12 protein-coding genes and 1 pseudogene are annotated in these 23,687 nt (G+C 69.4%); 3 read left to right on the top strand and 10 right to left on the bottom strand.

Going from position 1 to position 23,687, the window contains the following annotated elements; translation table 11 throughout:
- Positions 1-3: 3 nt before the first annotated feature.
- The 7 genes and pseudogenes from hydE to LLH23_02675 form a co-directional block, all read right to left on the bottom strand.
- Complete coding sequence (gene hydE / locus LLH23_02645; protein ID MCE5237371.1) at positions 4-1,038, bottom strand: [FeFe] hydrogenase H-cluster radical SAM maturase HydE; 1,035 nt, start codon at positions 1,036-1,038, stop codon at positions 4-6.
- Entirely contained in the window at positions 1,035-1,691 is a 657-nt protein-coding gene (metW, locus tag LLH23_02650) for a methionine biosynthesis protein MetW (protein MCE5237372.1), read from the bottom strand. The genes hydE and metW overlap by 4 nt, the downstream gene beginning before the upstream one ends.
- A 25-nt stretch (positions 1,692-1,716) precedes the next feature.
- A pseudogene (locus tag LLH23_02655) lies at positions 1,717-2,832 on the bottom strand (homoserine O-acetyltransferase).
- A gap of 102 nt (positions 2,833-2,934) precedes the next feature.
- Positions 2,935-4,233, bottom strand: coding sequence for an O-acetylhomoserine aminocarboxypropyltransferase/cysteine synthase (locus LLH23_02660; protein MCE5237373.1), 1,299 nt, complete (start codon positions 4,231-4,233; stop codon positions 2,935-2,937).
- A gap of 46 nt (positions 4,234-4,279) precedes the next feature.
- Complete coding sequence (locus LLH23_02665; protein MCE5237374.1) at positions 4,280-4,984, bottom strand: DUF3034 family protein; 705 nt, start codon at positions 4,982-4,984, stop codon at positions 4,280-4,282.
- A 227-nt stretch (positions 4,985-5,211) separates the two neighbouring features.
- Entirely contained in the window at positions 5,212-6,168 is a 957-nt protein-coding gene (cysK, locus tag LLH23_02670; protein ID MCE5237375.1) for a cysteine synthase A, read from the bottom strand.
- Positions 6,169-6,411: 243 nt separating this feature from the next.
- The gene (locus tag LLH23_02675) at positions 6,412-10,284 is read right to left on the bottom strand and encodes a hypothetical protein (protein ID MCE5237376.1); all 3,873 of its coding nucleotides are present in this window, start codon (positions 10,282-10,284) and stop codon (positions 6,412-6,414) included.
- Between the two features lie 205 nt (positions 10,285-10,489).
- On the opposite strand from LLH23_02675, the gene LLH23_02680 reads away from it, so the two are divergent.
- The gene (locus LLH23_02680) at positions 10,490-14,050 is read left to right on the top strand and encodes a hypothetical protein (GenBank protein MCE5237377.1); all 3,561 of its coding nucleotides are present in this window, start codon (positions 10,490-10,492) and stop codon (positions 14,048-14,050) included.
- Positions 14,051-14,155: 105 nt separating this feature from the next.
- Entirely contained in the window at positions 14,156-14,815 is a 660-nt protein-coding gene (locus tag LLH23_02685) for a DUF1559 domain-containing protein (GenBank protein MCE5237378.1), read from the top strand.
- A gap of 162 nt (positions 14,816-14,977) precedes the next feature.
- On the opposite strand, the gene LLH23_02690 is transcribed toward LLH23_02685, so the two are convergent.
- The gene (locus LLH23_02690; protein ID MCE5237379.1) at positions 14,978-16,435 is read right to left on the bottom strand and encodes an FAD-binding protein; all 1,458 of its coding nucleotides are present in this window, start codon (positions 16,433-16,435) and stop codon (positions 14,978-14,980) included.
- A gap of 166 nt (positions 16,436-16,601) precedes the next feature.
- On the opposite strand from LLH23_02690, the gene LLH23_02695 reads away from it, so the two are divergent.
- Positions 16,602-19,457: a hypothetical protein gene (locus tag LLH23_02695; protein MCE5237380.1), complete on the top strand. Its 2,856-nt coding sequence runs from the start codon at positions 16,602-16,604 to the stop codon at positions 19,455-19,457.
- Between the two features lie 38 nt (positions 19,458-19,495).
- On the opposite strand, the gene LLH23_02700 is transcribed toward LLH23_02695, so the two are convergent.
- Both LLH23_02700 and LLH23_02705 read right to left on the bottom strand, forming a co-directional pair.
- Entirely contained in the window at positions 19,496-20,755 is a 1,260-nt protein-coding gene (locus LLH23_02700; protein ID MCE5237381.1) for a hypothetical protein, read from the bottom strand.
- A gap of 51 nt (positions 20,756-20,806) precedes the next feature.
- Positions 20,807-23,524, bottom strand: coding sequence for a right-handed parallel beta-helix repeat-containing protein (locus LLH23_02705; GenBank protein ID MCE5237382.1), 2,718 nt, complete (start codon positions 23,522-23,524; stop codon positions 20,807-20,809).
- Positions 23,525-23,687 lie beyond the last annotated feature (163 nt).

Genomic DNA, 23,687 nt, shown 5'->3' on the forward strand with positions numbered 1-23,687 from the left:
CGGTCAGCCTCCGACCCGCAGGGCATGGCCCGGCCCCGTCGCGACGTGGCGGCCCAGCGACTGCAGCCGCGCCTCCAGGCAGCCACGACAGTGCTCCGGCTGCTCGTCGAGGCAGATCTTGCCCGGGTAGATCTCGTACGCCGCCCGATACACCTGCGGCGTCGCGTTCGGCATCATGACGTTGGCCCCCGCCTGCAGCCCCTTCTCCCGGCCCAGCGGATCAATGCTCCCCAGCGCCGTCGTCGCCACGAGATGGCACTGCGGCAGTAGCAGCCGTGCCAGCGCCATCATGCGCAGCACCAGCCCGACCTCACACCGGGGCGCCTCCGCCAGCGGTGTCTGGGGGTGCGGGATGAACGGGCCGAGGCCGACCATGTCGGGCGCCAGGTCGCGCAGGAAGAGCAGGTCGCGCGCCAGCAGGGCCGGGGTCTGGCCGGGGAGGCCCACGAGCAGCCCCGAGCCGACCTGATAGCCCAGCTCCCGGAGGTCGCACAGGCAGCGCACCCGGAGGGCGAAGCTCATGCCGGGGTGCAGGTTCGCGTACAGGTCCCGGTCGCTGGTCTCGATGCGCAGCAGGTAGCGGTCCGCGCCCGCTTCACGCCAGGCGGCATAGTCCTCACGGGGGCGCTCGCCGAGACACAGGGTGACGGCCATGCCCGTCTCGCCCTTGATCCGCCGCACGAGGTCGGCGACGACCGTGCGGCCGAACCACGCATCCTCGCCCGACTGCAGCACGACCGTCTGGTAGCCCAGGCTCGCGGCGTGGCGCGCGGCGGCGGCAACGGCCTCGGGCGTCATGCGGTAGCGAGGCAGTCCGTGGTTGGGCGCCCGCAGGCCGCAGTACCGGCACGTGCGGGTGCAGTGGCTGGAGAACTCGATCAGGGCGCGCAGGTGCACCCCCTCGCCCATGTGCTCCTGGCGCACCCGGTCGGCAGCCGCGTACAACGCCGCCTCGAGGGCCTCGTCGCTTGTCGTCAGCAGTGCCTCGAGCACCTCCGTCTCGATCTCCCCCGCCAGCAAACGCTCTACCAGGGTCATCGTTGGCCTCCGATCCGCTCTACCAGGAAGAGACCGGCGTCCGCCCGCAGGTTCGGCAGGAACCGCACCACCCGGCACCGGCCGCGCGCATCCGTGCGCAGCGGGACCTCGCGCAGGATGCGCAGGTCCGCGAGCCGGCAGAAGTCCCGGAAGTCCTTCAGGGTCGTGAGGTGGATATTGGGTGTGTCATACCACTCGTACGGCAGACGGGCGGTCTTGGGCATGCGCCCGCCGAAGAAGAGCTGCGCCCGGGCGGACCAGTGGGCGAAGTTCGGCAGCCCGATGATGCAGCGCCGGCCCACCCGCGCCACCTCCCGCAGCAGGTGGAGCGGTCGCTGTAGGACCTGGATGGTGTTCGTCAGGATGACGACATCCACAGACTGGTCGGCGTAGTCGGCCAGCCCCTCGTCCAGGTCGCCGTGGACGATGTTGGTCAGGCCCCGGGCCACGCAGGCCTGGATGCACTGCTCGGACAGCTCGATCCCCAGGCCGCGGACGTGCCGCTCGCGGCTCAGCGCTGCCAGCAAGTCGCCGTTGCCGCAGCCCAGGTCCAGGACGGTGCTGCCCGGCTCGACCAGCTCAATGACATGCCGGAAGTCCTGCGGCGGACATCCCACCCAGGAGGCCGGCTGTGTCAGCGTTGAGGCAGTCATCGGTTCATCTCCTCTCTTCCTGCCCCGCCAGGAACCCTCGCACCAGGCTGGTCAGGCTCTCGGCCTCCAGCAAGAAGGCGTCATGCCCGTAGTCGGTGCTGATCTCGGCATAGACGACGTCCAGACCGTTCTGGCGGAGGGCCGTCACGATCTCGCGCGATTGGTAGGACGGGAACAGCCAGTCGGATGAGAACGAGGCCACCAGGAATCTCGACCGCGCGCGGGCGACGGCCTCGCGCAGGGAGCCGTAGGCCCGTGTGAGGTCGAAGTAGTCCATGGCCTTGCTGATGTACAGGTACGAATTGGCGTCGAAGCGCTTGACGAAGCTGTCGCCCTTGTAGTGCAGGTAGCTCTCGACCTGGAAGTCGGTGACGAAGTCGTAGCCGTACTCGGCCTTGTCCTGCAGCCGGCGCCCGAACTTCTGGCGCATGGACTGGTCGGACAGGTAGGTGATGTGGCCGACCATCCGCGCGATGGACAGGCCGCGGACCGGTATGCTCTTGCCGTAGTACTCCCCGCCCATCCAGTCCGGGTCGGCCATGATCGCCTGCCGGCCCACCTCGTCGAAGGCGATGGCCTGCGGTGACAGGCAGTGGGTCGTGGCCAGCGGCAGGACCAGCCGCACGCGCTCGGGATAGCTCACCGCCCACTGCAACACCTGCATTCCGCCCATCGAGCCGCCGACGACGGCATGCAGCACGTCAATGCCCAGGTGGTCCACCAGGACGCGCTGCGCGTTCACCATGTCCTCGACCGTCAGAACCGGGAAAGACAGGGCATAGGGGCGCCCTGTCCGGGGGTTGATGCTGGAGGGTCCGGTGGATCCTTTACAGCCGCCGATGATGTTGGAGCAGAGCACGAAGTACTTGTTGGTGTCGAGCGCGCGGCCCGGCCCGATCATCACATCCCACCAGCCGGGCGCCGTGTCCTGGGCACTGTGGTACCCCGCCACATGCGCATCGCCCGACAGGGCGTGGCACACGAGGATGGCATTGTCCTTCGCCGCATTCAGCTCGCCGTAGGTCTCGTACGCGAGCGTAACCGGCCCGAGTTGCTGCCCGCTGGTCAACACGAGTTCATCCGGCGCGGCGCCGAAGGTATGGGTCTGCGTCTCAACGATGCCGACTGATCCCTGTTGCATCATGCACCTCCTTTCCGACATGCCCATCAGGCCCGGATGTCGGGAGGTGACATCCGGGCCTGGGATAGGGTCGCGGAGACAGCCCGCGAGGTCCGGCAACCGCTACGCCTGCGAGGCCGCCAGGGCCTGCTCGATGTCGGCGATGATGTCGCCGACGGATTCGATCCCCACCACCAGCCGGATGAAGTCATCGCTCACGCCGGTGGCGAAGCGCTCGTCATCCGACAACTGGGCATGCGTCGTGCTCCACGGGTGCACCACCAGCGACTTGGCGTCCCCGATGTTCACCAGGTGCGACAGCAGCTTGACGTTGTTGATGAACTTGATGGCGGCCTGAGCCCCGCCCTTGATGCCGAAGCCCAGGATGGCCCCGTAGCCGTGACGCAGGTACTTCTGGGCCAGGTGGTGCGTCGGGTGGCTGGCCAGGCCCGGGTAGTTCACCCACGACACCGCCGGGTGGCTCTGCAGGTGGTTCGCCACCGCCAGGGCGTTGTCGCTGTGCCGCTGCACCCGCAGACCCAGGGTCTCCACGCCCTGCAGGATCAGGAAGGCGTTGAAGGGGCTGAGGGCCGGGCCCACATCGCGCAGCAGTTGCGTGCGGGCCTTGACGACATACGCGACCGCCCCGAAGGTGTCCCAGAACCGCAGGCCGTGGTAGCTCGGGTCGGGTTCGGTGAAGGCCGGGAACTTGCCGTTGGCCCAGTTGAACTTGCCGCTGTCCACGATGATCCCGCCGACCGAGGTGCCATGCCCGCCCAGGAACTTGGTGAGCGAGTGCAGGACGATGTCCGCGCCCCACTGGATCGGGTTGAGCAGGTACGGCGTCGTCACCGTGTTGTCAATGATGAGCGGCAGCCCCGCCTCGTGCGCCACGTCGGCCACCGCCTGGATGTCGAGCACGTCGTTCTTGGGGTTGCCCAGGCTCTCGGCATACACGAGCTTGGTGTTGTCCCGGATGGCCCGGCCGAAGGCGCCCGGGTCGGACGGGTCGGGGTCCACGAAAGTCGTCTCAATCCCGAGCTTCTTGAGGGTGTAGTGGAGCAGGTTGTAGGTGCCCCCGTAGAGACTCGACGAGGCCACGATGTGGTCGCCGGCGCCGGCGAGGTTGAGGATCGCCAGTGTCTCGGCCGCCTGCCCGGAGGCGGTCACCAACGCCGCCGCCCCACCCTCCAGCGCGGCGATGCGCTGCTCGAGTACGTCCCACGTCGGGTTGGTGATCCGGGCGTAGATCTGGCCGGCCTCCTTGAGCGCGAAGCGGTTGGCGGCCTGGTCGGTGTCCTTGAACACGTATGAAGTTGTCTGGTAGATCGGTACGGCGCGCGATCCGGTATCCGAATCGGGTTGCTGCCCGGCGTGCAGCGCGAGGGTATCGAAGCCGGTGTAGTCGCCGATGGTAGACATGGTCTTCCCCTTCTCAACCGGCGTCCTCCGGACGCCGCGGTTCACACTAGAACACGTGTGTCACAGCTACGGCAAACTGGTCGTCGAGGTCGTCGTTGATGCGGGCCAGGCCGGCATCAACGAAGGTGTTGGCGTCCGCGACATAGCGCGCCGCCAGGTCGAGCCAGGCATCCGCCTCGGGCTGGTCGTAGTACTCCACGCCGACGATCAGCTTGGGGGTGGCTTGCACGCCCAGGAAGCCGCCGAGCTGGAAGCTGCGGTCATCGTCCTTGCCGAACAGCCCCGAACCAAGACCGTCGGTGTTGCGGAGCGTTACGCTGGCGATGACTGGCGTCTTGGACGGGAAGATCTTCGTGGCGGCGAGGTAGATGTCACTCGTGGTCGGCCCGTCGTCCTCGTTGAGGCGCAGGACGCCGCCCAGCGCGACATTCGGCGCTCCGCCCTTGCCCGGCCAGACGTACTTGGCGTGCAGGAGGTCTATGGAGGTCAGCCCGCCCACCGCCAGGTCAGCGCGCGTGACGCCCACTTCGAGGTTGTCATAGGCGCCATAGACGAGGCCGTAGGTCGTCAGGCCGCCCGCGGGCTGCAGGTTCAGGTAGTGGAAGGTCGCGGCGGCCTTGTCCCGGCCCAGGTTGAGGGCCAACGGGTTGAGGAAGACCCCGGTGGGGCCCTCCCAGGTGCCCTGTGCGCACGCGGCGGTGGCGGCGACGACGATCAGCAAGACGGCAAGCAAGGTCGTGACGGTTCTCACGGAAGTAGCCTTTCTCACAGCGCCTCTGCCGGCGCTGCTGTCGGTGTATTTGGCTGCGGCGGGCGCAGCCGCGATGCGTCATGGACGGCGGGTGGTGAACCAGGGGTGACGAAGGGGGAGAGAGGGGAAGACCGCTTCAGCCCTATGCTACCGCTTCGTACACCCCGGGCGCATGCTACATAGGCATCGCATCATGGCTACCTCCTTGTGGCGCGCCGGGCGCGGGGCTACTCCAGCTCCACGCGCTCCAGCACGGCAGGATCGTACTCGAACAGGTCGGTGGACAGGTACCGCTCGCCGGTGTCCGGCAGCAGCACGACGATCAGCTTGCCCTCACTCTCGGGTCGGGCCGCGATCTGCAGGGCGGCGTACGTGGCTGCGCCCGATGAGACGCCGGCCACGACACCCTCGGTGCGCGCCAACCGCCGGGCCGTCGCCACGGCATCATCCCCCGTGACCTGGAGGATCTCGTCAATGAACTCGCGCCGCAGCACCTCCGGCACGAACCCGGCCCCGATGCCCTGAATGCGGTGGGGGCCCGCCTGCCCGCCCGACAGCACCGGCGACTCCGCGGGCTCGACGGCGACCAGCTTCAGCTCGGGCTTCAGCGGCTTGATGGCCTCGGCGACGCCGGTGAGCGTGCCGCCGGTGCCGATGCCCGAGACGAACACGTCTACGCCGCCGCGGGTGTCCCGCCAGATCTCCGGCCCGGTGCTGCGCCGGTGGGCATAGGGGTTGGCCAGGTTCTCGAACTGCTGCAAGAGCAGGTACCTGCTGTCCTCAGCGGCAAGCTGCGTGGCGTAGGCGACAGCGCCTTTCATGCCCTTGGCGGCCGGCGTCAGGATGAGCTTGGCTCCGAGGGCGATCAGCAGGCGGCGGCGCTCCTCAGTCATGCTCTCGGGCATCACCAGCGTGAGCTGGTAGCCCCGGACGGCCGCGACCAGGGCCAGGCCAATGCCGGTGTTGCCCGAGGTGGGCTCCAGGAGAATGGTGTCCGGCCCGATCCGGCCGATGGCCTCCGCGGCCTCGATCATGCTCAGGGCGATGCGGTCCTTCACGCTGGATAGGGGGTTGAACGACTCCAGCTTGGCCGTGACGCGCCCCGGCAGGCCTGCCGCCAGGCGGTCCAAGTAGACCAGGGGGGTCTCACCGATCAGTTCTGTTGCGTCGGCAGCGATGGGCATGGTGGTCTCACTTTCGCTCGATCAGAGCGTCTTCCGCAGCCTGGGACACTGGGTCGTGCCGTGCTCTGATCGCAAAGTCAAGTATGTGGGTCGGGATTATATAGATTTGCAGCCGCCTGTCAAGACCCTTTTTCGCGGCGTCGTGCGGAATCTCTACCCGCCGTGGCTCCCATCCCCAGAACCGACGCAGGGCAGGCGCTGTCGCCTGCCCTGCCGTACCCCCCAAGATGCCCCGTCAGGAGCCTATCCGCCCACGTACACCTTCACGTTATCGAACTCGCCCTTGGCCCAGGTCCACAGCCCCGGGAAGCGCGGCCGCGCCGGGAGAGCGCGGCCCTTGTAGTCCAACGCCATCTGGTTGTCCACGATGAGCTGCACCCGTTGGTCGGGGAGTACCTGCGCGATGACATGCTGCCACTGGTTCGGCCGGGCCAGAGGCCTCTCGGAAGTGGCCACTTCCTCCCCGTCCACCATCAGCTTGTTGAGGCCGTTGTTGTTGGAGGCGAAGCCGAACAGCAGCCCGCGGGTGAAGTCCGGTGGCTCGTCGAGCACGAAGGCCGACAGGTCGCCGGGAGCGGCGCTGCGGGCGTCATACTCGATCCGCACGACCGGCGAAGTCTGCGCCTGGGGCAGGCAGATGAAGGCGCGCGGCCCCTCGCCACTCAGGATGCCACCGCCCATGCGCCACGTGCCCGAGGCCAGGCGCCACTTGTCCGTCAGCTTGCCACCCTCGAAGTCGTCTTCGGCCAGCAGCCGCCAGGCCACGTTGCCCGGGTGCTGCAGCTCGCCATGGGTCGCGGGCGGGAGGGGCTGGGGGGTCAGCTCGGGCAAGTCCTTGAGCTGCTCGGCGGGGACAATGCTGATCCGCCCGCCGACGCTCGCCGACGCATCATCGAGGTTGACGTACGTCAGCCCCCACTTGCCCGTCGCGGTGCTGGAGATCTTCAGCAGCAGCAGGTTGAGACCGGCGTTGAGCTGGACCTCGGTTTGCCCGCCCGCCCCGGCGTACGCGGGGATGGCGCTGCCGTTGAGCCAGGCCCGCAGGCCGCCATCGCACGCGATCAGCAGTGTCGCGGCGGTCGGCTCGGCGGCGCGCACGGCCGTGAGCACATAGGCCGTCGCGGGGCCCGTCGGCTTCAGCGCAGTCGCCAGGGCGATGCCCCGGTTGCGGATCGTCTGCCAGCGCACCTTGCCGCCCAGGCCGTCACACTCAGCCTTCAGGTCCAGCCGCGTCTCCGGCGGGTGCACGTAGTCGTCCACCGCCTTGCCCTCACGGTTGGGGAAGGGGCCCACGCACGCGAAGTCGAGCACCACGCCTGCGCCGACCACGAAGCTGGTGTCGAAGGCGAGGGGCGGCAGGCCCTCGCCCGACAGCCGCAGCTTCATCGGCACCGTGTAGGGCCCCCACGCCCCGGCGGGGGCCTTCACCTCCAGGGGCACGGGCGTCTCGGCGCCGGGCTTGAGTTCGGCCGTGGCGCTGGCCGCCGTCGGCTGCCAGCCGTCCGGCCAGGTCGGGGTGACCTGCAGCGTCAGCGGCGGGGCCTCCGCCGGCAGCGTCGCCAGCACCGCCCACTTGCCGTCGCCGCCCTTGCCCTCGTGCAGCAGGCGGTGGAGCGACGAGGTCTTCCAGCCCTCCTCCGTCAGCTTCAGGCCCGACAGGAGTTCGATCAGCTCCAGGCTGTAGCCGCCGGGGCGGAACTCGGCCAGGTCCTGCCAGAGGAGGCGGGTGAGCCGGGCCGGGTCCACCTGCCCGGCAGCCTTCGTCCGCTTCCAGGCGGGGGCCTGGCCGAAGGCTTCCCGGGCCAGCACGTCCACCGTCTGCAGCCGCGCCGCCAGCAGTCGCTCCGGCTGCACCCAGGCGTCCTGCAGGCCGTCGCCCCCCAGCGGGCGCTTCACGTCGGTGCAGTCGTTGTTGCGCACCAGCACCCGCGCCGCGTTGGGGGCGACATCCACGCCCCAGTCGGACCGGGCGATGCGGTTGCCCTCGACGACGGCGTCCTCCAGGACCGGCGCCGCGACCTGGCCCGAGGTGCTCACGCGAATGCGGGCGTTGGAGTCCAGCCGGTTGTCGCGGATGACGATACCCAGGGCCATGGGGTACTTCCAGGGCGAGCCGTCGGGGTTGGTCGAGGGGTGGGCGCCGACGCCGATGGCCGAGTCACCCCCGCCGTACTGGTAGCCCGCGGGCACAGCGTGAATGTGGTTGCCCTCGGTGATGTGATTGCCCAGGTACTGGATGAAAAACTGGGGCTGGGAGCCCTTCTGCGGCGGCCCGGCGTAGTGCGAGGCGTGGCTCCAGAACCCCCCGGCCCGCGACGCCTCGTTCTCGGCCACGAGGCTCTCCATCCCCGTGCCATAGAACTGGAAGGCGATGCGCACCTCGGCGTACTTGTTCTGCACCACCAGGAAGCGGTCCATGGTGTGGTTGATGCCGATGACAGACGTGGCATCGGGCGGCAGGGCGAAGGGCTCGTCCACTGTGACCGTGGTGTCGGTGTTGCCCACCACGCGCCGGTACTGGCCCTTGCCCCGCCCGCCGACGAGGTACAGCGTGTGCCCGGCCAGCACGTCCGGCTTCCACTCCTGGGCGGCCGGCAGCGTCACCGTCGTTGCCGTGGCTGAGGCCACGCTGCCGAAGTACTGGCCGCTGGCCCCGTCGGTGCTGTTGCACTCCCGGTCCCAGCCCCAGATGTCGCGGAACTCGTTGCGGGCCAGGTAGATGCGCGACACGGTCGGCCCGGCCAGGTGCGAGCTGAAGAACAGGGCGCTGCGGGCGGTGTTGTCGGCGCCGAGGAACTGGTTGTTCTCGATGGTCAGCCGCTCGCCGTCATGCACGAAGCAGTAGCCGAGGCTGCCGATGCGCAGGCGGTTGTTCTGGATGCGCGCGCCCCGGCCGTTCATGAGCCAGAAGACATTGCCGGAGCTCTCCAGGTCGCAGTCGGTCACCTCCACATTCCTGCCGCCCAGGTGCAGCAGCGTACCCTTGGCCCCGGCCCCGCCGTCGGTCGCGGTCTGCCGGAAGATCTCGTTGTGGTCCACGATGTTGATGTAGCCGCCGTACATGATCCACTGCATCCGCACCCGCCGCACGAACACATTCCCTGCCTCCGGCGGCTTGTCGTCAGCCAGCAGGCCATTGTTGGCGTTGACAAACCAGAACGTCAGGTCCTCGAGGCCGAAGTCGTGTGTGCCGCGCAGGACGCAGTCCATGCGGTTGGTCGGGGTGTCCTTCCACGCACTGCGGCCGTCGCCCCAGAAGAGCTGCGACAGGCTCCGGCCCTCGCCGCGCAAGACCGTCTTGACGGGGATCGTCAGCGGGCGCTTCAGCAGGTACCGGCCGCGCGGGAAGGTGACGATGCCGCCCCCGCCCTGCTCGGCCTGCTTCAGCGCCGCCTCCACCGCGGCGGTATCATCGGCCAGGCCGTTGCCCAGCGCACCGAACTTGCGCACATCCAGCACTGTCTGCGGCCACACGGGCCGCGCCTCCACCGTGAGCTTCACCGGGGCGCTCCAGGCCAGGTCGCCGCCCTTGCCCCCGTGAGCGAACACCTCGTACTGACCGGGCGGCAGGTTCGTCGGCAGCTTCGCCTGCTCAGCATAGGCATCGCCGGTGGGCGTTAGCATGAGGCTCCGGGGCCCCCGGAGCCACAGGCGCGGCGGCACAGCCCCGGCCCACGCCAGGTTCTTGCCGAAAGCGCGGACCCAGCCGCCAGGGCTGGCGGTCAGGCCCAGGTCGCCCTGCACCCACCAGACCTGCGGGTGGTTGAGCAGGCCCCGCACGGAGCCTGCAGCCGAGGTGAGGCGATACGCGAAGACACCGGGTGCGAAGGCGGCGGGGACGATGAACTTGACGGAGATGTCGGAGGGCTGGATTGCCTCAACCGGCTGCCATACTTGCGGCCAGGCCGGGGCGGCGACGCAGGCCGTTGCGGCCTTGTCAGGCAGCCGCGCGATCTCGGCTTTGACTCCGACCCCGAAGTCCCCGCCGCACACCAGTGCGGTCTCATCGGGCCGGATAGGGTCACTCGCCCAGTACACAGCCGGGGCCGCCGCCAGCGGCAGCACCCCCGTCACCCAACACGTCACAATGACGGTCACGAGTCGGAGACGAGCCATGGCAGACACCTCCGCGCAGGGTCGGCACATCTTCCCTGCGGCGGGCCGGTTCTCCTCGCCCCGGCCTGTTCTTCCTGGCACGCGACCACCGGTAGAGCAGGTTTCGTGGCCCACGCCTGCGAAGGACCCTCCGTCATGGCTCCGGTCGCACAGACTGTGGCGACTGCGGTTTCCGCGTCGCCCCATGTTCACAGGAGGCGCCGACATGCGATGGCTGCTCACGTGGTGTGCTGTGTGCGCCGTGCTTGCCGCTCCGGTCGCGGCCCAGCCCCAGCCCAACCTCCTGGCCAACTCCGGCTTCGAGGAGATCGGCGCGGACGGCAAGCCCCTGCAGTGGAGCTTCCTGGGCAAGGGTGAGCTGGTCACCGATGGGAAGCTGGCCCATGGCGGCAAGCACTATGCCCGGGTGCGCTTCGAGGACTGCGCCATCCAGACCGTCCCCATCGAGCCGAACACCTACTACTTCGTCGAGGGGTTCGTGCGGGGGGAGAAGCCCGACACCGACGAGGTGCCGCGCATCAAGGTGTACTTCCAGAACCCCGCCGGCAAGAGCAGCCTCATTGCCGGCGGCTACATCACCAAGCCCTCGTATCGCGACTGGCAGCCCTTCCGCATTACGCTGCGGTCACCGCAGGATGGCGTCAGCGTCGCCGTGCGGCTCATCGGCCAGTACAACGGCTACGACTGGTTCCACTTCGACGAGGTGACGATGCGTAAGGTGCCGCTGCGCGAGTGGCCGGCCGCTGCCGACCTGCCCGACGTCAACGGCCAGACAGTCGTCGTGCCCGATCTGGAGGATGTCTGGTCATTCGCCCTGTATCGGGTGCCACCGGCGGCGCAGGCGCCGATTGACGGGCTGCTGACCACCCAGGCGTGGACGGCCCGCGCCCGGGAAGTCGTCTCGCGTCCCCCCACCTGCGACTTCGACCTCCGCTTCCGCCGGCCGGTCAACACCTCCTGGGTGCTCATCCACGCCATCAGCCCCGACGAGAGGCTGGGGCAGGCGGCGCTGTTCACGCTGCCGCCGGACCGGCACGATGAGGGGCGGAAGCTACTCGACATCCCGGCGGGGGACAACGTCATCCACTCCCTGCGCCTCAAGCCGCAGCCGCTGCCGGGCCTGCGGGTGCGCCTGTATGGCACCGACCGGCGCACCGCGCTCGTGCAGGAGATCCAGGCCTTCGGCGTGCGCCCCGGTCTGGCCGAGCAGGGGGCGGCAGTGCGCTTCGGGACGGGGGCTCCGCGGGACGCTGAGCGGGCCGCGCTGGAGGCGGTGTACGCCAACGACGAGGACCGGCAGGCGCTGGTGGGCGGGCTGGAAGCCCGCACTACTTCAGAGGCTCCCCCCGCCTCCCCCCTGACCGTGAAGGCGGGCAAGACGCTGAGCCTGTTCGCCGATGTCACTGGTGGCAAGGCCTGTGGCGTGAAGTCCGTGACGCTGCGTGTGCAGCCGCAGGGACTGCCGGCCGGGTCCGTCATGGAAGTCTGCCTCAAGCAGCCGGCCGAGCTGGACCTGAACCTGGGCTATGCCGAGCTGACCGACCGCCGCGAGGAGCGGGCCAAGACGCTCCGGCCGCGCAACTATGCCGACCTGTGCCGGGTTCTCGCACCGGTCGGCCCACAGGGCCTGGCCCTGACCCTCGACGTGCCGGACCTTCTGCTGCCTGCCGGGGAGAGCCTGTGGCTGACGCTGCGCGCCGAGAACGGCTTCAGCCTCGACCCGAGCCGCCTGAAGCTGTCGGCCGAGACATGTGCGGAGGCCGCCGCCGTGGCCGAGTATGCCCCGCGCCTGGACCGCATCATGCGGCGGCTGTACTCCGACGAGACCGAAGCCCACCCGTACGACGGCCTGCCCTACCAGGACATGATCCTGTACCGGCTGACGCAGCGGGTGCTGGCGCTGGACCCGGGCAATGAGCCGGCGCAGCTCATCCAGCGGCGGATGGCGCACCGCTGGTGGCCGGTGGAAGTCAGGAGCGCGGGCTTGCCAGCCCGCGAAGACACGCCGCGGGCTGGCAAGCCCGCGCTCCCACCCGAGTGGGCCGTGTGGGGACGGCACTGCGCCCGCGAGTGGAAGCGCGTGGGCGACTGGTGGCTGGCGAACCGCTGGGTGGAGAACGGCGAGCTGGGGGCGGTGCTGGGCGATGACGGTGAGTACACCTGCCACTGGCCGCTGGCCTATCTCATCACCGGCGATGACCGCTACCGCCTGGCCCAGGGCGCGATCGCCGATGCGGTCTGGGAGCAAAGCGGCGGCAACGGCTATGCCATCAGCGCCTCCGATGTCGAACATGCGGCCGAGGACTCCAGTTGCACGCTCCCGCAGATGCTGCTATGCGAGTACGGCAGCCCGGTCCATGTCGAACGCATGATGAAGATGAGTGAGCACATCCCCTTCTGGACGGGGATCAACGACCAGGGCCGGCGCCACTTCCGCTCCTACATCTTCAGCACCAAGATGGTCAAAGACCAGCCGAAGGACGACATTGACCACCTGTACTGCTCCCTGGCGATGTGCGGGGCCACACACCTGGCCTGGTACTGCCGCAACCCCCAGCCATTGGGCTGGGTGCACGAGTACGAGCAGGCCTGGTGCGCGGTGGCGATGAGCACCGAGAAGGGGAAGCCCGTCGGGGCGCTGCCCTGCGACGTGCGCTTCAAGACCGGAGAGATCGCCCCATACACCGACAAGTGGAACCGGAGCGTCTACTACTCGTTCGGGGACTACGTGACCAAGAACTTCCTGTGGGGGGCCCAGGAGCTGACGCGCGACCCGGCGTTGCAGCCGGCCGTAGACCTGCAGTTGCCCCGGATCGAGGCCGCCATCCAGAGCGCGGACGCCAACCTGCAGCGCTTCGCCAACCCACCCGTGGGCGACCCGGCGAAGCCCGAGAGCCTCGACAAGACGTGGCGCGGCGCCGGCGACGAGCTGACCATGTGGCGCGCGGCCATGGCCACCGGCAAGCAGGAGTACCTCGTCGGCTGCCTGAAGGAGCTGGCGGCTGAGTTCGAGCGCACCCGCTGGCTCATCACCGCGGCCGAGCCGATCACCGACCGCGTCCCCGTGCCCGGCACGACCCTCCTACGCTACATGTTCCTCGGCGGGGACTGCGGCGGCAAGACCCATGTGCCGCGCCTCGGCGTATCATGGGAGGGCGGCGGCACCGACTTCGCCGCCTTCGTGCTCAAGAACGGCTATGACGCGCTCAAGGTGCTGCTCTACAACTTCCGCGACAAGCCCATGGCCCTCACCATGCGCGTGTGGAAGCTGGACCACGGCACCTACGAGCTACGCGTGGGCGCGGACGTCCCGGGCGCGGCGCAGGCCGCGCGCAAGCTGGAGCTGTGCCGCTACGCGGCGGTGCCACTGACGCTGCCGCCCGGCCAGACGACCGTCGTGGAGGCACGCCAACTGGCGAAGCTGGAACCACTGGAGGGGCGCGCGGACGTGGCGCTGTCGGATCGCGACCTGGAGATGGTGGGGCCGAAGGAAGTGCGGGTCACGGTGCACAACATCGGCGCGGCGGCGGCCGAGAACATCGTCGTGGTGCTGAAGGACAAGAGCGGCAAGGTGGTAGATCGGCAGGTCATCGCCAAACTCGACCCGCCGGCGGACCTCAAGCCCAAGACGGCGACGGTGACGCTGAAGGGCGCTGCCCCCGCGAGCATCGCCATTGACCCCGACGACAAGATCGCGGAGATCTATGAGGGCAACAACAGCATGGCCGTGGGGCCCAGGCGGGGGAGGTTCGTCTATCTGAGGTAGGGCGGAAATGGCAAGATCGGTCATCAGCCGCAAGGAATTGCGAGCCGGAAGGAGAAGAACGTAAGAATACCATAGCGCCGGGAAACGCCCCGGGAGGCCCATGCCATGTCCCGACGAGGCTTCACGCTCATCGAGCTTCTGGTGGTCATCGCGATCATCGCCATCCTGGCGGCGATCCTCTTTCCGGTCTTTGCCAGGGCCCGCGAGAAGGCGCGTCAGGTGTCGTGCCTGAGCAATCTACGACAGCTCACCACCGCGGCGAATGCGTACGCGAACGATTGGGACGAGATGTTCTGCACGACCGCGTATCGGGGCTATACCTGGTACGCCGACTTCCTGCAACCCTACATCAGGAACACGCAGATTCTCATCTGCCCCACGAGCAAGCGGACCTACGGCTACAGCGTATACGTCGGCGGAGTATTGGTTTGCACGACGTCCCTCGCGGTCTTCACCAAGCCCGCTGAGACAGTGATCCATGCCGACTCCTACAGCTACTGCATGTTGCCGACCTCGCATCGCAACCCGGCCGGCAATCCGCTGGGCAGCGCCTATGGTTTCTTCCCCGCGGCATGCCCCTGGCGCAGCCCCAGCGCTCCGCACCATGACGGCGGCAACTTCGCCTTCGTGGACGGCCATGCCAAGCACCTGAAGCCGATCATGGACAACTACCGGCCCGGCCTGGCCGCCTGTCCTGACTCGCCCACGCCCGACTATCGCGGCTTCGAGGAAGTCAGCCGAGACATCTGGCTGATCGCGAAGTAACACGACGCGATAGCCGCTCGCCGTTGCCCTCAACCCTCCAGAATCGTCTCCACGCACGCCACCGCGTTCTCCGTCCGCACGTCCGGCAGGATCGGCTTCTTCGGGCCGAGGACGAAGCCGCCGTCGCGGCAAGTTCGTGTACCTGAGATAGGGGAGGGCGCGTCAGGGCGTCTCATCCATGGGCAGGTACGGGAAGCAGCCCGCGCCGACCGGCGCCGGGGCGGGCGTGGTCAGCCGCGTCATCACCGCCGGCGTGATCCAGGAGCGGTCCTGCCCCTCCTCCAGCCGCCAGTGGATGTTGCGGAGCCACGCGTCATTGCGCGGCTCGGGGAAGTCGTGACGCCAGAAGCACCCCCGCGTCTCCTCGCGCATGAGTGAGGCGAGGAGGATGGGGCGGGCGAGCGTCAGCAGGTTCAGGCACTCCAGCCCGCCGCGCAGCTCCGCCGGCGAGCCCACCCGCAGCGTCGGTCGCAGCGTTTCGAGTCGCTCCAGCTCGCGCAGGCCGATCTCCAACGCGCCGCGTGACTTGATCGCCCCGCAGTACCGCCACATGAGGGCGTGCAGCCGGGCCGTGACCTCCTCGGCCGTCGGCCCCTCGCCCGTCAGCAGCGCCGCCACGCGAGCCCGGCCCTCGCGCACCTGCGCCTTGTCGGGCTCGCAGGCTTCCGTCGCCGCCGCATGGGCCGCGGCCTCGCGCCCGGCGATGGCCCCGAAGACGAGCACGTCCGCCACGGCCGCCCCCCCCAGCCGGGCAGCCCCGAAGAGTCCGCCCGTCGTCTCCCCGGCGCCAAAGAGCCCGGCCAGGCCGGTCTGGCAGCGGTCGTCTATGGCGATGCCTCCCAGGAAGTAGTGCGCCGCTCCGGCCGAGAGCAGTGACTCGACTGGCACCCCCGGCGCGGCGAACGCCTCGGCGATGCGCCTGGTCGGGAACTGGAAGCTGATGAGTTCCATGTCCACCAGGTCCGCGCCCGCATGGTAGGCCAGGGCGATGCCGTCACCCGTCGTGCCGGGCGGGTTGTCGGTGCGCTCAAACAGGCAAGCGCCGCCGCCGCAGGCGATGATGACCGCCTTCGCAGCGATGACCACCGGTGTGCCGTCGCGCAGTTGCACCCCCAGTGCCCCGGTCACGCGCCCGTCGCGGACCAGCAGGGACGCGATCATCAGCTCGTCCACGAATCCCACACCCGCCTCCATGGCCCGGCGGCGCAGCGGCCGCACCATGCCGAAGCCCCGCGGCCCGTTCCCGCCCCGTACCCGCGCCACCCCGAGGCGCCCCTCGGTGTCGGCGTGGTCGAGGATGTCCAGCGGCACCTCGCAGTCCACCAGATCGGCGACGCTCTCGGGCACGCCGCGCACGAAGGCCTCGACGAGGCGTTGGTTGCTCAGGAAGCCCCCGGTGTGGACGACCTGGCGGAACAACTCCGTCTCGTGGGCAGGCGTGGCGTAGGTCGTGCCGCCCCACGCCGCCGCAGTGCAGTTGGGGTCCTCGGCCTGCATCTTGGACACGACCAGCACCTTAGCCCCGGCCTGCCGTGCCGCCAGGGCGGCGCGCAGCCCCGCCCCCCCGGTCCCCAACACCAGCACGTCAGTCTGCAACCGCAACTCGTCTGGACCGCTCATCTGCATGCTCTCCCCGCTGTGGCGATGATGCAGGAGTGCTTCGCCGCACGCGTGGCGCGCTCCTTGCCCGGAGGTCTTCCCGTCCGCCAGGCGGAAACGAGCCCCCCGTTCGCGCCGCCCGCGGCAGCACAGCGGGCATGCCGTCACCATCGGAGGGGCTCGGATGATGAGCAGAAGGTCTGTTGTGCTGGTGCTGGCTGTCGTAGTCGGGGCATGGGCAACCACGGTGGCCCACGCCCAGCCGGCACGCGGCGGCCCGGGCGGGCTGCTGCGCGAGTACCAGCAGCTCCTCACGCAGGTGCGCAACCAGGGCGGCGACACCCGCCAGGCCGAGCAGCTCGCCACGCAGTCACGCGTCGCCGCGCAGCGCGGCAAGCAGCAACAGGCTCAGCAACTGCTCCAGCAGGCGGTGAACCTGCTGCGCGCCCGCACGGGTGGCACGGGAACCGCTCCCCCGGCCACCACCCCTCCGACTTCGGGCGGGCAGGCGCCCGTCTACATCTGCGCCTTCACCCACCACTACAGCGGCCCCGGCGGCTACTACGCCAGCGCGGCCGAGGTGCGCACTATCGCCACCTTCTTCCACCAGTACGCCATCCCCGGCACGCTGTTCTTTGACGGAATCCTGGTTGAGCGGCTGCAGCGCGAAGACCCGGCCCTCTTCGCCCAGATCAACGAATGGAAGCTCCCGCTGGGCTACCACGGCGAGGAGACCCATGGGCCCTACCCGGTCCCCTCCGACCTGTTCGCCGAAGTGTACCCGCTGCGCGAGGCCCAGGGCTTTGCGGGGAAGTGGTCGCTGACCACCGGGCTGGAATGGGACGAAGCCGTGCGCCAGACGACGGAGCGCACCACCCACCGCGTGCCGTGGATCGTGGATGAGAAGACGCGGATGCTCGACCGGCGGCGCGAGGCGGCGTCGGACCTGTCCCGGATCGGCGGGCTGGCGCTGGTGCAGCAGGCCTTCGGGCGGGATGTCTCGATGATGCCCAGCCACGCGTTGGAGAGCGCCCCCGAGGGCTACGCCTTCCGCCGGATGAGCAGCTTCGGCCTCGATCAGCCGGCGGTGCCGACCGCCGCCCACGCTCTGCGCATCTACCACCTGGACCAGTACGTGAGTGCCGTGATGTCCATTGCCGGCGCGGAGACGAGCATCTTCTGGTACATGGGCCGCCTGACCAGCAAGGGCGACGACATCGGCGAGGCGGGCTATCGCCTCGGGCCGCTGCGCGCGGATCTGGCGCGGCTGGACCGCAGCCGGCCGCGCCTGCTGCTCATGGGCTTCAGCCGCCTGCAGGAGCAGGAAGCCGCGCCGACCGTCCGCTATCTCAACGAGGAGTTCTTCCCCCGCAACCCCGGCAGCCGCTGGGTGAGCGGCGACACACTGCCGGACTGCTTCGAGCCGGAGAAGGGCTACGCCCCCACGACGGCCGACCTGCGGGCGCTCAGCCAGGCGCTGGTGTCCTCGTGGCGCGGCCGCCCGCCGGACATGGTCCGCACCCCCGGCCGCGACTTCTCGCTCTGTGACGCCTACGAGGCCCTCGCGCAGGCCCTGGCCACCACTGCCGGGTCGGGAAAGCTGCCCGAGCGTGTGGAGCTACACCCGCTGTACGGCCCGGTGGCGCGGGACGGTCGGGCGTCCCTGCGGGGCCAGTGCAGTCTGTCGCTGCCCGATGTCGCCGCTGCCGCACAGGCGGCGCTGGCGACCTTCCCGGCCGAGGGTGACCGCTTCGTCCCCACCACCACCCGTGCCGGGGGCGTTACCCTCAACGCCGCCGAGTTGCTGGTCGCCATGGCCTCGGCCGTCCTGGCTCTGAGCGACGGCGGCACGGGCCCCGTCAGCGTGTCGCCGGCCACGCTCTTCCCGCCCTACGGCGACACCCTCGACCAGGTCTGCCGACCGCGCGCGGTGGAGCCCTTGTGCTACACCAAGGGGCAGTTGTGGACAGTGAAGCCCGCCCTCGTGCGCGACCAGGCGCCGCAGCCACAGCCGCAGCCCCCCACCGCCGGCCCGGCCCCCGCCGCCAGCGTCGGTCGCCTGCTGATCGTCTTCGCCGCGAACCTGAGCGGCAGTGGGCGCTGCTACCGCGAGGAGCCCTTCGGGGCGGACCTGTACCGCGTGACGTACGACCTGGGCAGCGGCAAAGCCTCCGACCTGCGCCGCCTCACCAGCGCCGCCGACAGCGCCGAGTGGTTCCCCGCGCTCTCCCCGGATGGGGCCTTCGTCGTCTACAACGCCACGCGCAGCGGAGCGCGCGGGGCGGCCAACTCCCTGCGCGCCATCAACATGGCCACCGGCGCCGACAGCCTGCTCGCCGACAACGGGCGCTTCCCCTGCTTCTCGGCCGACGGCACGCGCCTCGCGTACAGTATGACCCAGGGGCCGACGCACCGGATCCTCGTGGCGCCGGTGCAGCGCGACGGACAGGGCGGGCTGCAGCTCGGGCAGCCCCAGGTCGTCGCGGACCAGCGCCAGGGCGCCGAGCGGGTCGAGGACCCCTGCTTCTTCCCCAAGGGCACCCACCTGGTCTTCCACCTCAAGCAGGACACGCGCACCCCCGCCGCGTTGGGGACCATCGGCGTGGACGGCGCCGGCTTCGGGTGCATCACCCCGGCCAGCGGGGCGGGCCATGCCACCACCTGCCCGACCGGCGTGGCCGTTGCCTACACGCTGTCGTCCAACGGCCAGGCGATGGTCCTGTCCGCCTCGGGCGGCGCGTGGGGCACCCCCGCGGCCCTGCCACTGTCCACCAACCCCGCCGACTACGCCAGCCTCGACTCGCGTTATGCCGGGGCGCCGCAGGTGCGGGCCAGCTACCTGGAATGGATCGCGCCCGACCTGCTACTGGCGACGTCGCATGGCTCGGACGCAGGCGGGAAGTTCAGCTTCGCGCGCCTGTATCTGCTGCAACTGGCCGGCAGCGGCGGCCAGCCGCGCCTGCACGACCTCTCCGGAGCCATCGAGGCTCTGGCGGGGGTGAAGGGGTGTGACTTCTGCACGGCAGACGGGCTGCCGCTGTAGGGCAGAGGAGCGCCCCAACGGCGCCTTTGGCGGGGGCGCTAGCGCGGGAGGCGATACCGTAGCGCGATGCCGCTGAAGGACACGCCGTTGTGGTAGGGGACGAAGTAGATGTGCTTGCCGTCTGAAGCCGAGAACTTGTAGCCGCGCGTGGTCAGGCCGCCAATGGCCTCCGCGTTGAAGGCCGACCAACTGGCCGCGGCCTGGAAGTCTCCCGTGGTGTCGTACCGGAGCATGCGGGCGTGGAAGATGTTGCCGTCCCCGCTGTAGGGGATGAAGTACAGGTACCGCCCGTCGAACTCCGCGCCCACGTAGCCGCGCGTGTCGAGCCCCCCGGTCCTGCCGGCGTCATAGGCCGACCAGCTCGTCGTGTTGCCGAAGTCGCCCCGGGTGTCGTACCGCAGCACCCGGCCATGGCAGCCGTCAGCGCTGCGGAAGGGCACGAAGTACATGTACCGGCCATCGCAGGCAGCGCCCTTGTAGCCGACGGTCCGCAGGCCGTTGGTGGTCGCAGCATCATGCGCGCTCCAGCTGGCCGCGGCCCCGAACTCCCCCCGCGTATCGTACCGCAGCACGCGGCCATGGAAGCTCCGGCCATCGTTGAAGGGCACGAAGTACACATGCCGGCCGTCGTAGCCGGCCCCGTAGTACCCACGCGTATCGAGCCCGCCGGTGCGGCTCGCGTCGTACACCCGCCAACTCGCCGCGCTCCTGAACTCCCCCTGCGTGTCGTACCGCAGCACCCGGCCATGCGCGTACGGCTGGTAGCCGAACGGAGCGAAGTACAGGTAGCGGCCGTCACTGACGGCGCCTGTGAACCCGCTGTGCCGCAGCCCGATAACGGGCCCGGCGTCGAAGGCGCTCCAACTGGCGGGACGGGTGAAGTCCCCGCGGGTGTCGCAGCGCAGCACGCGCGCATGGCGGGTCTGGGCGTCAGCGAAGGGGACGAAGTAGACGTAGGGCGCCTGGTAGACCGCGCCGGCGTAGCCGACCGTCCGCAAGCCGTCGGTGTGGCCGGCATCGTAGGCGGCCCAACTGCCCGGCGCCTGGAAGCTGCCGGTGGTGTCATAGCGCAGGACGACGCCATGGAACGCGGCCGTCCGGCAGGGCGCGTAGTACACGTAGCGGCCATCGCAGGCCGCGCCGAAGTAGCCCTTGGCCTGGAGCCCGCCGGTGTTCCCGGCGTCGAACGCCTCCCAGGCGGTGGGGTCGGCGAAGTTGTCGGCGGTACAGCCGCGAGATGCTGCTCCACAGACCAGGAAGGCACAGATCAGACCGGCCGACGACATGGCTCGAAGCATGGTCTCATCACTCTCCGTTCCCGCAGTGGCGCGGTGACCGCCGTCGGACGCTCAGGGCTCTATCTGGCGCATCACCACGTTGTCCAAGTACAGTTCGCATGCCTCCAGGCTGTTGCTCACGAAGCCCAGCCACTCGAGTCGGTTGAACTCCGGGCCGCAGGCCAGGTCCTGGCCCTCGAACAGCACCTTGCCCGCCTGATCGGTGATCTTCATGCTCCACTTGGCGTCGGCGCACTTGCCGAGCCCGTCGGTGATCGTGAAGTGCACCCACTGGCTGTCGGGCAGGCGGACTTCCGTCGGCTTCTTCTCGTTGAGGAGCAGTCGGCCATCCTTCTCGACCCACAGCGACGGCCCCAGCTTGGCGTATGAGGCCGTGTTGCGCCATTCGCTCCACAGCATCGCGCCCGGCTCGCGGTACAGGTCGAAGTCCAGTTGCAGCTTCACATCGCCCGTCAGGTGGGGGCTGTAGTAGATGTGCGGCATGTAGTACGTCAGGCCCGGCGCGTCCACGAAGCGCAGGCTGTAGGGCTTGGACAGCGCCCGCTTGTCGCTGACCTCCACGTAGGCCCCGCCCTTGACGTCCTCGACCACCGACGCATAGGCCGGCTTCTGGCCCGGCTGGGCGTCATCGAAGTTGTCCTCGGGCAGCATCGAGCGCAGGTGGCGCTCGTTGGGCGACAGGTCCGACATCGCCGTCTGGCCCGGCAGGGCCTTCCAGGCTGCGTCGCCATAGAGCCCCACCGTGCTCGTGTCAATGGGCCGGAAGCCCATTGCCAGGGCCGGCGACTTGGGCTGCAGGCGGAAGTCGCGCCTGGCGGCATCCACGAAGAGCGGGTCGGCGATCCGCGAATGGCGGTCCATCACCGGCTGGTACCAGATGTCGTTGATGCCCTCCTTCTTGCGCCACTCATCCCAGGTGAAGCCCAGGAACTTGATCGGCTGGCCGTCCGGCCGCCAGTAGAGGTTGTAGTCAATGATCTTGTTGTAGGTCTGCCACTCGGGAATGTCGTAGAACGGCGTGCCGGCGCCGTCGAGCAGGACGATGTTGTTCTCGAAGATGTTCGTGCGCTCGGAGTCAATGCCCAGGCCCCAGCCATTGAAGGCCGAGATGTTGTTGAGCACCGTGATGCAGGAGGTGCCATGCTGGATGCGGATGCCCCCGTGGCCGCAGTCGTAGCAGACGTTGTTCTCGCACAGCAGGCCCGAGCTGCCGCCGTCAATGTAGATGCCGTGGCCGATGCGGGCGGGCGGGGTGCCCACATCGTGCACGACGTTGTGGCGGATCACCGAACCCGGGGTCAGGCCCAGGCTGTAGATGCCGCCCCCGTCCTCCAGGGTCCGCATGACATGGTGCACGTGGTTGTACTCGACGATGTTCTCGCGCGTGCCCGAGTACACGAGGTCCCACGTCCAGCCCACCGAGATGCCGGTATAGCGCAGATCGCAGACCTCGTTGTGTGAGAACGTGTTGTTGGCCCCGTACGCCATGTAGATGCCGGTCGCGCCGGGGTTCGTGTGCCCGCCGTCGTGGATGAAGTTGTTGTCCACGAGGTTGTGGTGGGCGACACGCTCGAAGGGCGACGGGCGATCGGTGGTGCCGATGCGCACCCCGCCCCCGCCCAGGTCGTGCAGATGGCACCGCTGGACCGTGTTGTACGAGCTGTCGCGGTCGAAGGCGATGCCGTAGCGGTCCACGTGGACGACCTCACAGCCGACGACGGCGCAGTAGCGCGCGGCCTGGAAGTCCAGGGCCGCCCCGAGGCCGCTCGCGGCCTGCGGGAAGGAGAAGCCCGTAGGCGGCAAGTCCCACCCCGCGTGCTGGAACGACAGGCCCTCGAAGCGCACGTACTCGACGAAGCGGTTGCCGTCATACGAGCCCTGCGCGGCAATGAGACGCTCGCACGTCGGCGCCACCACCTCGGCCTTGCCGAGGTCCTCGCCGGCGAAGGGGATGATCTTCAGCTCGCCGGTCTCGCGATTGAGCTGCCATTCGCCGGGGGCATCGCAGGCGCCGGGGTGGTTCATCACGAGGTACGGGCAGGTCGCCCAGCCGGGCTTGGGCAGCTCCCAGACGGCCGGGCCGCCCAGGGTCGCCAGGTGGGTCTGCGGGTCCACGCTCTTGAGCGGGAAGGTGCCGGTGTTCCAACTGAAGGTGAGGCGCACCTCGACATCCGACAGGTTGGGCCAGGGCTTGAGGTCCTCGCCCCGGAAGACGAAGCGGTCGCGCGAGGCGCCAGCCGGGCCGGTGCTTCCCTCAGGCGGCACGCCACGGACGATGTAGTACTGGCCCTCGTTGGGCGAGCGTGCCGGGATGTAGCGCCTGCCATTGACGTAGAGCTCGCGGAAGACCCACTTGTGCCCCGCCGCCTGCGGGATGGTCGTGCCCCACGAACCGTCAGCGTTCCGGCGCAGCCCCGTGATGACGCGACCGGCCGACAGCACCGGCTGCGCGCCGGGCGCCGCGGCGTACAAGATCGGACCACGGGCGGTCCCGGAGTCCTCCGGTCCCAGCGCCAGCGGCGCGGTCAGCCGGTATGTCCCCGCGTGGACGAGGACGCGCGCACCCTCGACCGGCAGCTTTCTGCCGCGCTTGAGCGCCCGGATGGCGTCACGGGCGCGGGTCAGCGTCCGGAAGGGCGCCTTCTGCGTGCCCGTGGCCTGGTCGTTGCCATTGACGGCTACGTGCAGCGCCACCGGGGCGGCGCCACAGACAGACATGAGCAGCAGGCCGACAGCAGCGGCCATCGCGACGCGGCGTACGCGCAGCATGGGCAGTCTCCTTGGGAAGGCGGCGGGCCGAGCGTGCGCCCACCGTGTCATCAGCCCCGGATAGTTGGCGGCCCGCCCGTGCCTCACCTCCCCGCGACTGCCGCGCGCTCGGTCCCGAGGGCGACAAGGACTCGGCCCGCCCGGCTGCGAAACAGCGCCTGAC

The organism is bacterium, assembly GCA_021372615.1.
In the GTDB taxonomy this organism is placed as follows: Bacteria; Armatimonadota; Zipacnadia; order Zipacnadales; family UBA11051; genus JAJFUB01.